The organism is Kribbella sp. NPDC054772 (assembly GCF_053611945.1).
Map to the genome: position 1 here is coordinate 1 of NZ_JBSHBJ010000014.1, position 14,249 is coordinate 14,249.

Annotated in this window: 10 protein-coding genes; 8 read left to right on the top strand and 2 right to left on the bottom strand. The window is 69.4% G+C overall.

The features are described from left to right. The first annotated feature begins 162 nt into the window (after window positions 1-162). Together ACWGID_RS21955 and ACWGID_RS21960 are read left to right on the top strand one after the other, a co-directional pair. Window positions 163-363: a hypothetical protein gene (locus ACWGID_RS21955; RefSeq protein ID WP_452199254.1), complete on the top strand. Its 201-nt coding sequence runs from the start codon at window positions 163-165 to the stop codon at window positions 361-363. Between the two features lie 97 nt (window positions 364-460). Further along, entirely contained in the window at window positions 461-718 is a 258-nt protein-coding gene (locus ACWGID_RS21960; RefSeq protein WP_452199256.1) for a hypothetical protein, read from the top strand. Between the two features lies 1 nt (window position 719). On the opposite strand, the gene ACWGID_RS21965 is transcribed toward ACWGID_RS21960, so the two are convergent. Continuing rightward, window positions 720-2,858, bottom strand: a complete 2,139-nt coding sequence (locus ACWGID_RS21965) for an MMPL family transporter (RefSeq protein WP_452199258.1) — start codon at window positions 2,856-2,858, stop codon at window positions 720-722. Between the two features lie 147 nt (window positions 2,859-3,005). On the opposite strand from ACWGID_RS21965, the gene ACWGID_RS21970 reads away from it, so the two are divergent. The 6 genes from ACWGID_RS21970 to ACWGID_RS21995 are packed head-to-tail and all read left to right on the top strand — an operon-like array spanning window position 3,006 to window position 12,479. Next, entirely contained in the window at window positions 3,006-4,373 is a 1,368-nt protein-coding gene (locus ACWGID_RS21970) for an MFS transporter (RefSeq protein WP_452199259.1), read from the top strand. Beyond that, window positions 4,370-6,502 carry a molybdopterin oxidoreductase family protein gene (locus tag ACWGID_RS21975; protein ID WP_452199261.1) on the top strand — a complete coding sequence of 711 codons (2,133 nt, stop codon included), beginning with the start codon at window positions 4,370-4,372 and terminating at the stop codon, window positions 6,500-6,502. The genes ACWGID_RS21970 and ACWGID_RS21975 overlap by 4 nt, the downstream gene beginning before the upstream one ends. Beyond that, the gene (nirB, locus tag ACWGID_RS21980) at window positions 6,499-10,341 is read left to right on the top strand and encodes a nitrite reductase large subunit NirB (RefSeq protein ID WP_452199263.1); all 3,843 of its coding nucleotides are present in this window, start codon (window positions 6,499-6,501) and stop codon (window positions 10,339-10,341) included. Before ACWGID_RS21975 ends, nirB begins: the two co-directional genes overlap by 4 nt. Further along, window positions 10,338-10,682 (top strand): nitrite reductase small subunit NirD, encoded by a 345-nt coding sequence (nirD, locus tag ACWGID_RS21985; protein WP_452199265.1) that lies wholly within the window; start codon window positions 10,338-10,340, stop codon window positions 10,680-10,682. Before nirB ends, nirD begins: the two co-directional genes overlap by 4 nt. Next, window positions 10,672-11,799: a uroporphyrinogen-III synthase gene (locus ACWGID_RS21990; RefSeq protein ID WP_452199267.1), complete on the top strand. Its 1,128-nt coding sequence runs from the start codon at window positions 10,672-10,674 to the stop codon at window positions 11,797-11,799. Before nirD ends, ACWGID_RS21990 begins: the two co-directional genes overlap by 11 nt. Continuing rightward, window positions 11,796-12,479: a sirohydrochlorin chelatase gene (locus tag ACWGID_RS21995; RefSeq protein WP_452199269.1), complete on the top strand. Its 684-nt coding sequence runs from the start codon at window positions 11,796-11,798 to the stop codon at window positions 12,477-12,479. Before ACWGID_RS21990 ends, ACWGID_RS21995 begins: the two co-directional genes overlap by 4 nt. Here ACWGID_RS21995 and ACWGID_RS22000 read toward each other — a convergent pair. Next, complete coding sequence (locus tag ACWGID_RS22000; RefSeq protein WP_452199271.1) at window positions 12,462-14,240, bottom strand: SulP family inorganic anion transporter; 1,779 nt, start codon at window positions 14,238-14,240, stop codon at window positions 12,462-12,464. The genes ACWGID_RS21995 and ACWGID_RS22000 overlap by 18 nt on opposite strands. Window positions 14,241-14,249 lie beyond the last annotated feature (9 nt).

Sequence of the window (14,249 nt, forward strand, 5' to 3'; positions counted from 1 at the left end):
GGTTGGCGAGCGCGCGGTGCTCGGCGGCCGACTCGAGCAGGTCGGCCGTGGAGAGCTCACTCAGATCATTGTCGAACATGTGTTCGATTCTATCTCGTCAAACCCGCTTCTCCAAATTCCCAGACCCATGGAATCCCTTATCTGCAAGGGAGAATGGCCTCGGTGAGTCAGGTGTGGACGGCCGGGCAAGAGGCAGCGCTCGTCACATCGTCGCCGGAGGCAACAGTTGTCGCCGCCAACGCGTCGCCGTCCGCCTACCGGAACTCACCAGCTCCGCCAGCGCGGCGTCGTACGGCGGGTCCTGTTCTCGTCGAGCGCCGCGGCGTGCTGAGCCTGGTCGGGCTCGCCGCACAGCCTGCGTAGGCTGTTGGCTTGTGGGGTGTTCGAGGTGAAGGGCTGAGTTGTGGCTGAGCGACCTGAGATTGTTTGTATCTGTGGCTCTGCTCGGTTCGGGGACGAGATGAGCGCGGCGAACCGGGAGCTGACGTTCGCAGGGGTCATCGTCGTCGCGCCGGGCGTTTTCCCGCGCGCCGGGGATCAGGAGTTGATTACCGACGAGCAGAAGGCTGCGCTGGGCGCTCTTCACCTGCGCAAGATCGACCTGGCTGACAGGGTTCTGGTCGTCAACCCCGGCGGGTATATCGGCGAGTCCACGAGTCGGGAGATCGCCTACGCGCGCGCCACCGGCAAGCCGGTCTCGTTCACCGAACCCGTCTGAACTACAGGTCCTCTTCCTGGGTGGCGCGGGAGAGTTTGCTCGGCCACCAGATCTTCCTGCCGATGTCGTACGCGACGGACGGGACGAGCAGGGAGCGGACGACGGTGGTGTCGAGGAGGACGCCGAAGGCGACCATGAAGGCGATCTGAACCAGGAACAGGATCGGCAGGACGGCGAGCGCCGAGAACGTCGCCGCCAGTACGACACCGGCCGAGGTGATGACACCGCCGGTGACGGCCAGACCCATCAGGATGCCCTGCCTGGTGTCATGTTCCTGCGCCTCCTCCCGCACCCGCGTCATCAGGAAGATCGAATAGTCGATGCCCAGGGCAACGAGGAACACGAACGCGTACAACGGGATACCCGGGTCGGCGCCGGGGAAACCGAAGACGTGGTTGAACACCACCGCGCTGACCCCGACGGTCGCACCGAACGACAGCACGTTGGCGATCACCAGCAGGATCGCCGCGACGAGCGAGCGCAGCAACAGCATCAGGACGACGAAGATCACCGCGAGGATCGTCGGGATGATCACCCGCAGGTCGCGTTGCGCGGCGTCCAGGACGTCGAGGTTGATCGCTGTGTTTCCGCCGACCAGGATGTCCGGGCTGACCGTATCCAGTTCGGTCCGCAGATGCTTGACCACCTTGGTCGCCTCGGGTGAGTCGGCCGGCACCGTCAGCGTGGCCTGCACCAGAACCTTCCCGTCGACGACCTTCGGCGGTACGCCGGGAGCGACCGACGCGGACGCCGCGCCGACACCGTCGACCTTGGTGGCGGTCTGGACCACCCGGTCCGCCTCCGCGACCGGCGTGAGGATCTCCACCGGCGTACCGGCGCCGGCGTCGAAGTGTTTGCCGAGTTCCTCCTGGCCGGTCACCGACTCGACCTTGTTGAGGAACAGGTCCTCCTGGGACGTGCCGCTCGCCTTGAAGGTCGGCAGGAACGCCGCGCAAGCGACCAGTACGAGCGCGGTGATCGCCCAGACTCGGCGGGACCGGGTGCCGACGAGGGCGGAGACGCGGCCCCAGAGCCGGCGTCCGCCGACCTGGTCAGCGGTGTGCACGTGGTCGACGCGGGGGATCGACGGCCAGAAGATCCGGCGACCGAATGCGAGCAGGACCGCGGGCAGGAAGGTCATCGCCGCGATGAACGCACCGGCGATCCCGAGTGCGCCGACGGGGCCGAGGCCCTTTGTGCTGCCTAGCTGGGAGAGCAGCAGGCAGAGCAGACCGAGGATGACGGTCGCCGCGCTGGCCGCGATCGGCTCGATCGACGCCCGCCAGGCCACCCGCATCGCGTCGTACTTGCTGTCGTAGTCGTGCAGCTCCTCCTTGTACCGGGAGACGAGCAACAACGAGTAGTCGGTCGCTGCGCCGACGACGAGGATGAACAGGATGCCCTGACTCTGGCCGTTCAGCTGGAGTACGCCGTGCTTCGCGAGCGGGTACACGACCAGGGCGGCCAGTGCGAGACCAAAGACCGCGGTGAGCAGGACGGCGATCGGCAGGATCGGGCTCCGGTACACGATCAGCAGGATCACGAACACCACGGCGAGGGCGACGCCGAGCAGGATCCCGTCGATCCCGCTGAACGCCACCACGAAGTCCGCGAACACCCCGCCGGGACCGGTGACGTACACCTGCAGACCAGTAGGTGTGAGGTCTTGCTTGATCTGATTGCGCAGCCCGTCGGCGACGGCGAACAGCACGGTCTTGCCCTGGCCGACGACCTCGTCGGCGCGGTCACTGTCGGTCTGGACGGTGACCAGCAGGGCCTTTCCGTCGTCGGACGGGACCGGTTCGCCGACCGGGGCGACCAGGTACTCGCCGAGCTTCTTCCCGTTCCCGACGTCCAGGCCCGGGATCGTCGCGATGAACGCCTTGACCTTGGCCAGGTCCTGCGGAGTGATCCCGGATTCGCGCTCCACCAGCACGAAGTACGGCAGCGCCTTGTTGTCGACGAACTTGGCCGACTCGTTGGCGACCACCGTCGACTCGGCTTGTTTCGGGAGGAAGTTGGCGTTGTCGTTCTGCTGGACCTCGCTCAGTTTGCCGACCGACGGTCCGCCCAGCGACCCGAGCAGCAGCCAGACGATCAGTACGGCGGCGATTCCCGCCCTCCACATCCAACGGTTCACGGGGGCACAGTACCCGGGATCTCTCACTACCCACCGGAGGGTGTGCGGGAGCCGTTTCGGCGACGTAACAACAAGATGACTACGCGGAAACACCCCGGTCATAACGTCCAGGCCTAATCGATGAGGTCGGATGATCGGAGACTTGCGATGACGCTCGAGGCACGACAAGCGGCCGTCGCCACCCGCGAGGGCAGTGGCGCGGTGGGCACGGTCGAGGCGCCGCGGCGCGGGCGCTGGATCGACGTCTGGGATCCCGAGGACGCCGGGTTCTGGGCCGCGAAGGGCCGTGCGGTCGCGCAGCGGAACCTGTGGCCGTCGATCTTCGCCGAGTTCCTCGGTTTCTCGGTGTGGCAGCTGTGGAGCATCGTCGTGGTGTCGATGCCGAAGGCCGGCTTCGGCTACAGCACCGACCAGTTGTTCTGGCTGGTCGCGCTGCCGAGCCTGGTCGGGGCGACGCTGCGGCTGCCGTACACGTTCGCGGTACCGCGGTTCGGTGGCCGGAACTGGACGGTGTTCTCCGCGCTGCTGCTGCTGATCCCGACCGTTGGGCTGTCCTACTTCATGACCCAGCCGGACACACCGTTCTGGCTGATGGCGCTGGTCGCGGCGACCGCGGGTGTCGGTGGCGGAAACTTCGCCAGCAGTATGACGAACATTTCCTTCTTCTTCCCGGAAAAGGAAAAGGGTTTCGCGCTCGGCGTGAACGCGGCCGGCGGAAACCTCGGCGTCGCCGTGGTGCAGCTGCTGGTGCCGATCGTGATCGTCGCCGGTGCCGGCCTGACCCTGAACCGGTCCGGCCTGATGTGGCTGCCGCTGATCGCGCTGGCCGCGGTCTGGGCCTGGAAGGCGATGGCGAACCTGTCGGTCGCGAGCTCCTCGTTCCGGACCTCGATCGCCGCCGCGAAGCGCCCGCACACGTGGGTGATCTCGTTCCTCTACATCGGCACCTTCGGGTCGTTCATCGGCTTCGGCGCGGCGTTCCCGCTGCTGATCAAGACCACCTTCCCAGACGTCACGCCGGCCCACTACGCGTTCCTCGGCGCCCTGGTCGGCTCGGTGTCCCGGCCGTTCGGCGGCAGGCTGGCGGACCGGGTCGGCGGTGCCTGGGTGACGGTCTGCTCGTTCGTGGTGATGGGGCTCGGCATCGGTTCCGCGATCGTCGCGCTGAAGGCGGAAAGTTTCCCGGCGTTCCTGATCAGTTTCCTGGTCCTGTTCGTCGCCAGCGGGGTCGCGAACGGGTCGACGTACCGGATGATTCCGGCGGTGTTCCGGCTCACCACGGTGGACGACCCGGGGCGCGCCCGGCGCGAGGCGGCGGCGTGTATCGGGATCGCGTCGGCGATCGGCGCGTACGGCGGTTTCCTGGTACCGCGGGGGTTCGCGATGTCCACGAGTCACTTCGGCTCGCTGATCCCGGCGCTGTACGTGTTCTGCGGCTTCTACGTGCTGTGCCTCGCGGTGACGTACTTCTGCTACCTGCGCAAGGGCGGCCCGCTCAGCCGGGAGCGCGTGTGACGCCTGAGCCCACGCGAGTCCCGACGCACTGCCCGTACTGCGCTCTGCAGTGCGCCACCACGCTGCACCCGGTCGAGCGGCCGGGTGCGGTGGAGGTGCGGCCGCGCGATTTCCCCACCAACCGGGGTGGGCTGTGCCGTAAGGGCTGGACGGCTCCCGACGTACTCACGGTGCCGGATCGGCTCACCGTGCCGCTCGTCCGCAACGCCGCGGGCGAGCTCGAGGAAACGAGCTGGGACGCCGCGCTGGACTTCGTCGCCGCGCGGATCCGGGCTCTGCAAGCGGCCCATGGGCGGGACTCGGTCGCGGTGTTCGGTGGTGGCGGGCTGACGAACGAGAAGGCCTACGCGCTGGGCAAGTTCGCGCGGGTCGCGTTGCGGACGGCGAACGTGGACTACAACGGCCGGTTCTGTATGTCGTCGGCGGCCGCCGCGACGAACCGGGCGTTCGGGATCGACCGGGGACTGCCGTTCCCGCTGGCCGATCTGGGCACTGCCGGGGCTGTGCTGCTGGTCGGGAGCAACATCGCGGAGACAATGCCGCCGGCGGTGGCGCATCTGGACGGTGCCCGGGGCGCGGGTGGACTTCTGGTCGTCGACCCGCGCCGCTCCGCCACGGCCGGACTGACCACCGAAGGCGCCGGGATTCATCTGAAGGCGACGCCTGGCACCGATTTGGCGCTGGTGCTCGCGCTGACGCACGTGGTGCTGCAGGAAGGCCTCGCGGACCGCGACTATCTCAACGACCGTACCGACGATCCCGATGCGCTGATCCGCTCCACGGCTTCCTGGTGGCCCGAGCGGGCGGAGCGAGTGACGGGCGTGCCGGCGGCGACGATTCGCCAGGCCGCGCGCGTGCTCGCTGCGGCCGCGCCGGTAAACGGTGGAGCCGGGGCGTTCATCCTCACGGGTCGCGGGGCGGAGCAACACAGCAAGGGCACGGACACTGTGACAGCGTGTATCAACCTCGCGCTGGCACTCGGACTGCCCGGTCGGCTGGGCAGCGGCTACGGCTGCATCACCGGTCAAGGCAACGGGCAAGGCGGCCGGGAACACGGTCAGAAGGCTGACCAACTGCCTGGCTACCGCAGTATCTCGGACCCGGCCGCCCGCGAGTATGTCGCCGGCGTCTGGGGTATCGACCCCGACGAGCTGCCCGGTCCGGGCAAGAGTGCCGTCGAGCTGATCAATTCGTTGGGGACGACCAACGGTCCGAAGGCGTTGTTCGTCCACGGAAGCAACCTGGTCGTCTCGGCTCCACATCTGTCATCGGTCCGGGAACACCTGTCGTCGCTGGACCTGTTGGTCGTGGCCGACGTAGTGCCGTCGGAGACCGCGCTGCTCGCGGATGTGGTCTTCCCGGTCACCCAGTGGGCCGAGGAGGACGGGACGATGACGTCCCTCGAGGGGCGGGTACTGCGGCGGCGTACCGCGGTGACCGCGCCTGGTGAGGTGCGGAGTGATCTCGCGGTGTTCGCCGGGATCGCCGAACGACTCGGGGTCGCCGGGTTCTCGACGGATCCCGCGGAGGTGTTCGAAGAACTGCGGCGGGCGAGTGCCGGCGGGAAGGCCGACTACTCAGGCATCACCTGGGACCGGCTGGACGACGAAGAGGCGCTGTTCTGGCCGGTGCCGCACGACGGGCACCCGGGAACGCCCCGGCTGTTCGCCGACCGATTCGCGACGGTGGACGGGCGAGCGCACGTCGTACCCGTCGAACATCGCCCGGTGGCGGACGATCTCACCGCCGACGCCCCGATGTACCTGGTGACCGGACGGTTGTTGCAGCACTACCAGAGCGGTGCGCAGACGCGCCGCGTTCCGGAGCTGGCCGAGGCCGAGCCGGAGGTGTTCGCCGAGATCCACCCGCGGGTGGCGGCGCAGCTCGGGATCGGCGACGGGCGGCCGGTGCGGTTGCGGACCGCGCGCGGATCGATGGTGCTGTCGGCGCGCGTGACGGACGACGTCCGGCCGGACACGGTGTTCGTGCCGTTCCACTTCGGTGGGGCCGAGGCGGTCAACGAGCTGACCAACGACGCGCTCGACCCGGTCTCGCGGATGCCCGAGTTCAAGGCGTGTGCCGTGGAAGTCACCGCCGCTGCCCTTCCGGCGACGGGAGTTCCGGCATGAAGGTTGTCATCATCGGCGGCGGGATGGCGGGCCGTCGCCTGGCCGAGTTACTCGACAACAAACCCTCGTACGACGTGACGCTGCTCGGCGACGAACCGTCGTACAACCGCAGCAGGCTGACCGAGTACGTCGCCGGCCGCGCGGAGGTTGCTGTTGGCAACGAGCCGGTAGCGCGCGTGGCCCGTGTGGATCGTGGTCGGCGGGTGGTTGTGGACGAAGCCGGTCGCGAGTACGCGTACGACCATCTGGTGTTCGCGACCGGTGCCGTTCCGGTGGTTCCGCGGGGCGCCGAGAACGGGCTGCTGCTGCGGTCTGTCGAGGATGCGCGCTCCCTGGTCGCGGCGGCTGGTCGGACGCAGCGCGTGGTCGTGCTCGGTGGCGGGGTACTCGGGGTCGAGACAGCGTGTGCGCTGCGGGAACGCGGGCTCGCGGTCACCGTGGTGCACGACGGCGGAACGCTGCTGGACAAGACGGTCCGCGCGTCAGCCGGTCGCCGGGTGACGCGAGCGGTACGGCGCCTCGGGGTCGAAGTACTGCTGAACAGCACGTTCGCGGGAACTGACGCTGATCTGCTCGTCGTTGCGTGTGGAGTGCGGCCGCGGACCGAACTCGCGACCGGGCTGACCGTTCGCACCGGGATCGTCGTGGACGACACGTTCACGAGTGTGGACGACGAACGAGTGCACGCGATCGGCGACTGTGCCGAGATCGACGGCCGAGTCACCGGCACCGTCGAATCCGCCTGGATGCACGCGGAAGCGCTGGCGCAGCACCTCACCGGGCAGCCCGTTGAGGTGCCCGACCACGAGGTCGTGCGGGTGACGGCCGGTGGCCTCGACCTCCTGGTTCTCGGTGACCAGGACGAGGCCGGCGAAGTCGTTCGGCTCGAGGACGAGAGCCGGTACGTGCGGGCCGTCCTGCGGGACGGAGTGGTGCGGTCGGCGGTCGCCGCGGGCGCGCCCGACGTGGCCGCGGAACTTGTATTGCTGGCGGACCGGGGGACACCCGTCAGCGCGGACGGGTTGCTTGCGGCACCCGCCGTACCGAAGAAGAAGGTGCCGACCGTCTGTCGGTGCAACGGGGTGACCCGGGCCGCGATCGAAGCGGCCTTCCGTGGGGGTGCCGACAGTGTCGCCGGCATCGCCGCCACGACGCGGGCGACCACCGGGTGCGGCAGTTGCACCGGTGCCGTCGGCGAACTGCTCGACCGCTTCCGGCGCGGCGAGACCGAACCAGTCCCGAGCAGGAGGGCGACGATGGCAGAGCTGAAGAAGGCCAAGCACGTGGTGGTGGTCGGCGGTGGCATGGTGGCGCACCGGCTGGTCGAGGCGCTGCGGCAGCGTGACACCGGGACCAGCTACCGGATCACCGTGTTCGCCGAGGAGCCGCGGCTTCCGTACGACCGGGTCGCGCTGACCAGCTACTTCTCGGGCCGCGACCCCCACGACCTGTCGCTCGGCGACCCCGAGCTCTGGGACGACCCGGCGGTGAACCTGCGCAAGGGCGTGCTGATCAGCTCGATCGACACCACGGCGAAGACCGTCACGACCGCGCGCGGCGAGCAGATCGGGTACGACGAACTGGTGCTGGCGACCGGGTCCGCAGCCTTCGTCCCGCCGGTGAAGAACAACGACGCGCAAGGCTGCTTCGTCTACCGGACCATCGACGACGTCGCCGCGCTCCGGGTCTACGTGGAGCGGCTGAAATCCGAGGGCAAGCAGGTCAGCGGTGTCGTCGTCGGCGGCGGTCTGCTCGGTCTGGAGGCGGCCGGCGCGCTGCGGGCGCTCGGTGCGGCGACGAAGGTCGTCGAGTTCGCGCCGCGGCTGATGCCGTTGCAGGTCGACGAGGGCGGTGGATCGGCGCTGGCCCGGCTGATCGAGGGACTGGACGTCGAGGTGCTCACGGCGACGCAGTGTCAGCGGGTGAAGCTGACCTCCCAGGGTTCGGCGCGCGCGATGGCCGTTGCCGACGGCCCCGATCTGCCGGCCGACGTGGTCGTGTTCGCGACCGGTGTCCGGCCGCGCGACGAGCTCGGTCGGGAGGCCGGGCTGGCGATCGGCGAGCGCGGCGGTGTGGTCGTCGACGAGGCCTGCCGGACGTCGGTGCCCAGCGTCTGGGCGATCGGCGAAGTCGCTTGTATCGAAGGGCGCGTGTGGGGTCTGATCGCGCCCGGCTACACGATGGCCGAGATCGTCGCCGACCGGCTGCTCGGCGGCGAGGCGACCTTCCCTGGCGCGGACACGTCGACGAAGCTCAAGCTGCTCGGCGTCGACGTCGCGAGCTTCGGCGACGCGTTCGGCGCGACCGAGGGCGCACTGGACATCGTGTACGCCGACCCGGTGGCCGGCGTCTACAAGAAGCTCGTGCTGTCCGACGACGCCCGTACTCTGCTCGGCGGCATCCTGGTCGGCGACGCGTCGGCGTACTCCGGTCTGCGGCCGATGGTCGGCCGGGAACTCGGCGCGGACCCGGCAGCGTTCCTGCTGCCGGAAGGCGCCGCGCCGGTGCAGCTCGAACTGCCGGACGACGCGCCGGTGTGCTCGTGCAACAACGTGTCGGCGGGGACGATCCGGTGCGCCGTCCGCGACGAGGGCTGCGGCGACATCAAGTCGGTCTGCGGCAAGACCAAGGCGGGGACGAGCTGTGGGTCCTGCCTGCCGATTGTGAAGAACCTGCTGAACGCCGAGCTCACCAAGGCCGGTGTCGAGGTCAGCAAGGCGCTCTGCGAGCACTTCGCGCTGAGCCGGGCCGAGCTGTTCGACGTCGTCCGGATCACCGAGCTGCGGACCTTCAGCGAGATCGTCGAGCGGCACGGCACCGGGCGTGGCTGTGACATCTGCAAGCCCGTGGTGGCGTCGATCCTGGCCAGCACCGACCCGGCCGGGCACGTGCTCGACGGTGAGCGCGCGACGCTGCAGGACACCAACGACCACGTGATGGCGAACATGCAGAAGGACGGCACGTACTCCGTCGTGCCGCGGATCCCCGGTGGTGAGATCACTCCCGAGGGCCTGATCGTGATCGGCGAGGTGGCGCGGGACTTCGGGCTGTACACGAAGATCACCGGCGGTCAGCGGGTCGACCTGTTCGGAGCCCGGATCGAGCAGTTGCCGGCGATCTGGACGCGGCTGGTCGAGGCCGGGTTCGAGTCCGGCCACGCGTACGGCAAGGCGTTGCGGACGGTGAAGTCCTGCGTCGGGTCGACCTGGTGCCGGTACGGCGTGCAGGACTCGGTCGGGATGGCGATCGCGCTGGAGCTCCGGTACCGCGGGCTCCGCTCACCGCACAAGCTCAAGCTCGGTGTCTCCGGGTGCGCGCGGGAGTGTGCCGAGGCGCGCGGCAAGGACGTCGGCGTGATCGCGACCGAGAAGGGCTGGAACCTGTACGTCGGCGGCAACGGCGGGATGACGCCGCGGCACGCCGAGCTGCTCGCGTCGGACCTGAGCGACGAGGAGCTGTTCCAGGCGATCGACCGGTTCCTCATGTACTACATCCGCACCGGTGATCGCCTGCAGCGGACGGCGGTCTGGATGCGGGAGCTCGAGGGCGGGCTGGAGCACGTGCAGGACGTCGTACTGAACGACAGCCTCGGGATCGCCGCCGACCTGGACGCCGCGATGGCCAAGCACGTGGACTCGTACGTCGACGAGTGGCGCGCGACCCTGAACGATCCCGACAAGCTGGCCCGGTTCGTGTCGTTCGTGAACGCGCCGGACCAGCCGGACGCCGACCTGCGGTACGTGGTCGAGCGCAACCAGCCGCGTCCGGCCACCCCGGCCGAGCGCGGGCAGTTGGAGCCGGTGCTGCTGGCCGGCCCCCGATTGGAGGTACGCCGATGAGCGTCACAGCCGTGAGCTCGACAGTGATCTGCCGGTACGACGTCCTGCTGCCGGAGCGTGGTGTCGCCGCGCTCCTCGGGGACGGGCAGATCGCGCTGTTCCGGACCCACGACGGGCAGGTGTTCGCGATCGGCAACACCGATCCGTTCAGCGGGGCGAACGTGATGTCGCGGGGCATCGTCGGCAGCCGCGGCGACGTACCGACGGTGGCGTCGCCGATGTTCAAGCAGGTCTTCGATCTGCGCACCGGGGTGTGCCTGGACGACGCGGAGGTGTCGTTGCCGGTGTACCCGGTGCGGATCGTCGACGGTCAGGTCGTGGTGGGTACCGGTGAGCACTAGGTCCGGCCCGCTCAACGGCTGCACGATCGCGATCACCGCGCACCGGCGCGCGGAGGACCTGATCGCGTCGTTCGAACGGCGCGGCGCGAAGGTGCTGCACGCGCCGACGCTGCAGATCGTCCCGGTCGCCGACGACCACGCGCTGCTGGAGGCGACCCGGCGGGTGATCGCGAACCCGCCGGACGACGTGGTGGTGACGACCGCGGTCGGGTTCCGCGGCTGGATCGAGGCGGCCGACACCGCCGGGCTGGCCGCGGAGCTGCTCGGAACCTTGGAGCAGTCGCGGATCCTCGCGCGCGGTCCGAAGGCGCGCGGTGCGATCCGGGCCGCGGGGCTCGTGGAGCACTGGTCGGCGCGGTCCGAGACCACGGCCGAGGTGGTCGATTGGCTGCGCAGCCAGGGGGTCGTGGGGCGGAAGATCGTCGTCCAGCTGCACGGGTTGTCGGATCCGGCGCTGCAGGACGCGTTGCGGTCGGCCGGCGCCTCGGTGCGCGGGCTGGAGGTGTACCGCTGGGGCCCGGCGCCGGACCCGGCGATCGTCGAGCGGATGATCTCCCAGATTTGTACGGGAACGGTGGACGCGGTCGTCCACACGTCGGCGCCCGGCGCCCAGGCGATGCTCGACGCGGCCGCGTTGAACGGGCAGTACGACGCATTGGTGTCGGCGCTGCGCACAGGGCGGGTGCTGAACGCCTGCGTCGGTCCGGTGACCGCCGGACCATTCGTGACGCTGGGGCTGGAGCCGCTCGTTCCGGATCGCTACCGCCTCGGTGCGCTGATCCGGATCGTCACCGATCGGCTCACCGATGACAACGCGCGGTCGATCGAGACCGAGTTCGGTCTGCTGGTGATCCGCGGTGGCGCGGCGGTGCTCGACGGCGTCGTACTGCCGCTCGGGCCGGGTCCGCGCGCGGTACTGGCCGCGTTGGTGGCCGCCGGCGGGGACGTGGTCTCACGGCCGGAACTGCTCGCCGTCCTGCCCGGTGCGGAGGACGTTCACGCTGTCGAAGTCACCGTCAACCGCCTGCGCACCGCCGTCGGCCGCCCGGAACTGGTCCGCACGGTGGTCCGTCGCGGCTATCGCCTGGCCGTAGAACCCGCGGGAGTCCCCACATGACCGACCTCATCGCAGTCGCCCACGGCACCGCGGATCCTGCAGGGATCGCGGTGGTTCACGAGTTGGTGCGCGAGATGGCGCGCCAGCGGCCGGATCTGCCGGTTTCGCTGGGCTTCGTCGACCTCCTGCTGCCAACTCTTCCTGACCTCGCGCGCCGAGTGGCGACCGATGCCAACGACGCCGTCCTCGTCCCGCTCCTGCTCAGCTCGGGCTATCACGTGTACGTCGACATCGCCGCCGAAGCCGCCCGCTGTCCCCACAAGCTTCGCGCCGCCGATGCCCTCGGGCCCGACCCCGTCCTCGCCGACATCCTGGCCGACCGCCTCGGGGACCTGTCCCGGGTCGACCAGGTGGTCCTCGCCGCCGCGGGTTCGTCCGATCCGCGGGCGCTGATGGATTGCGAGGAGACCGCGAAGTTACTGGCCGAGCGCGTCCACCGACCTGTTGCCGTCGGCTACCTTTCCGGTGCCGGCGAACGCCTGCCGGCGGTCCTGTCCCGCGTGCACGGTCGCGTCGCGGTGGCGACGTACCTGCTGGCTCCTGGTTTCTTCGCCCGCCGGGTACGCCGACTCGCCGGCCAGCGCTTCGTCAGCCCACCGCTCGGCGCCGACCCGCGGCTCGCCGAGCTCGCCCTGCACCGCTACGAGGCCGCCGTCCGTCCGTCAGCCATCGCTGTCTGACGGGCGAACGGTCCGCCGTCCGTCCGGTGCGTGCCAGGTCGCGCCGGTCTGCCGGACGTACTCCGCGACGGCCTCGTCCAGGGTGGGCAGGAAGTGCCGCGGGTCGATCGTCCGGGTGAGTTCGTACCGCTCGATCTTCGCGCGCACCGGATCCTTCATCTCTGCGAAGACCAGCGAGATACCGCGCTCGTTGAGCCACGCGTCCAGCTCCTGCAGCATGTCGGACGCGGTGGTGTCGACGTCGGTGATGGGTTCGGCGGCCACGATGATCCACTGCAGGTCCGGGTCGTCCTCGGTCAGCTCGCGGATCTTCTCGCCGAACATCCGCGCGTTCGCGAAGATCAGCGGCGCGTCGAAACGGTAGACGACCAGACCCGGCAGCAGGTCGGCGTCCGGGTAGCTCTCGGTGTCGTGCAGACCCGCGACCCCTTGCACCCGGCCGAGCTCGGCCTGGTGCGGCCACCACGTCCGGCGGAACACGTTCAGGATCGAGAGCGCGACCGCGATCAGGATGCCGGGCAGTACGCCGAGCAGCGCCACGCCGAGCAGTGCGGCGATGGACAGCCAGAACTCGGTCCTGCGTTGCTCCCAGAGCCTGCGGGTTCCGGCGATGTCGGCCAGCGACAACGCGGCGGCGATCACGATCGCGCCCAAGGTCGGCTGCGGTACGTACTGCATCACCGAGGTGGCGAAGAGCAGCACCACCGTGATCGTCGCGGCGCCGACGACACCGGTCACCTGGGACTTGGAGCCGGCCTGCTCGGCGACGGCGGTGCGGGATCCGCTGGTGCTGACCGGAAACCCCTGGAAGAGGCCGGCCGCGATGTTGGCGGTACCGATTCCGATCATCTCCTGGTTCCCGTGCACCCGTTCGCCCCGGCGGGCCGCGAAGGCCGACGCCGTGGACATCGTGTCCGCGAGCGCGACGACGGCGATCGCCAGCGCACCCAAGAACAGCGGTGGCACATCACCCCAGGTGACGTGCGGGATCGTGAACGGCGGAAAGCCCTCGGGCAGTACGCCGACTGTGTCGACACCGTGGGACTGCAGGTCGAATGCACCGACCACGACGGCGGCGAGCACCACGACGATCAGGACGCTCGGCAGTTTCGGCAGGAACCGGTTCAGCAAAAGGATGCCGGCCAGCGATCCGATGCCGAGGAGTGCCGCCGTGGTGTTCGCCTTCCCGTCCGCGAGCCCCGACACGAAGGCCCGGAACTCGGCCAGCAGCCCGTCGGCATCGATCGAGAACCCGAACAGCTTGGCCAGTTGACCGACCACGATGGTCAGGGCGAGCCCGTTCATGTAGCCGATCTGGGTCGGCTTCGACAACAGATCCGCGACGAACCCGAAGCGGGCCACCCCGGCGACCACCATCACCACACCGACCATCAACGCCAGCATCGAGGCGAGCGCGATCGCCCGCGCCGGGTCACCGTTGGCGAGCAGCAGCGGGGCGAGCGTCGCCGCGATCATCGGTCCGAGCGACGAGTCGGGACCGAGCACCAGCACCTTGGACGGCCCGAAGACCGCGTACCCGAGCAGGCACAGGATCGACGTGTACAGACCGGTCACCGGAGGCAGCCCGGCCAGCTGGGCGTACGCCATCCCCTGCGGTACGAGCAGCGCCGACAGGACCAGGCCCGCGACGATGTCCTTCGGCAACCACGATCGCTGGTACGACCTGGCCAGCTCGATTCCAGGGACGAACTCCCGCCACCTGGGCGGTCTCGATTCGGCAGGCTCGCCGGGCGCAACCATCGCGGTCGC

Bases quoted from the DNA above. Each gene is read 5' to 3' on its own strand.
- nirB (WP_452199263.1), top strand. From the start codon at position 6,499: ATGAAGGTTGTCATCATCGGCGGCGGGATGGCGGGCCGTCGCCTGGCC.
- ACWGID_RS21960 (WP_452199256.1), top strand. From the start codon at position 461: ATGAGCGCGGCGAACCGGGAGCTGACGTTCGCAGGGGTCATCGTCGTC.
- nirD (WP_452199265.1), top strand. From the start codon at position 10,338: ATGAGCGTCACAGCCGTGAGCTCGACAGTGATCTGCCGGTACGACGTC.
- ACWGID_RS21970 (WP_452199259.1), top strand. From the start codon at position 3,006: ATGACGCTCGAGGCACGACAAGCGGCCGTCGCCACCCGCGAGGGCAGT.
- ACWGID_RS21995 (WP_452199269.1), top strand. From the start codon at position 11,796: ATGACCGACCTCATCGCAGTCGCCCACGGCACCGCGGATCCTGCAGGG.
- ACWGID_RS22000 (WP_452199271.1), bottom strand. From the start codon at position 14,240: ATGGTTGCGCCCGGCGAGCCTGCCGAATCGAGACCGCCCAGGTGGCGG.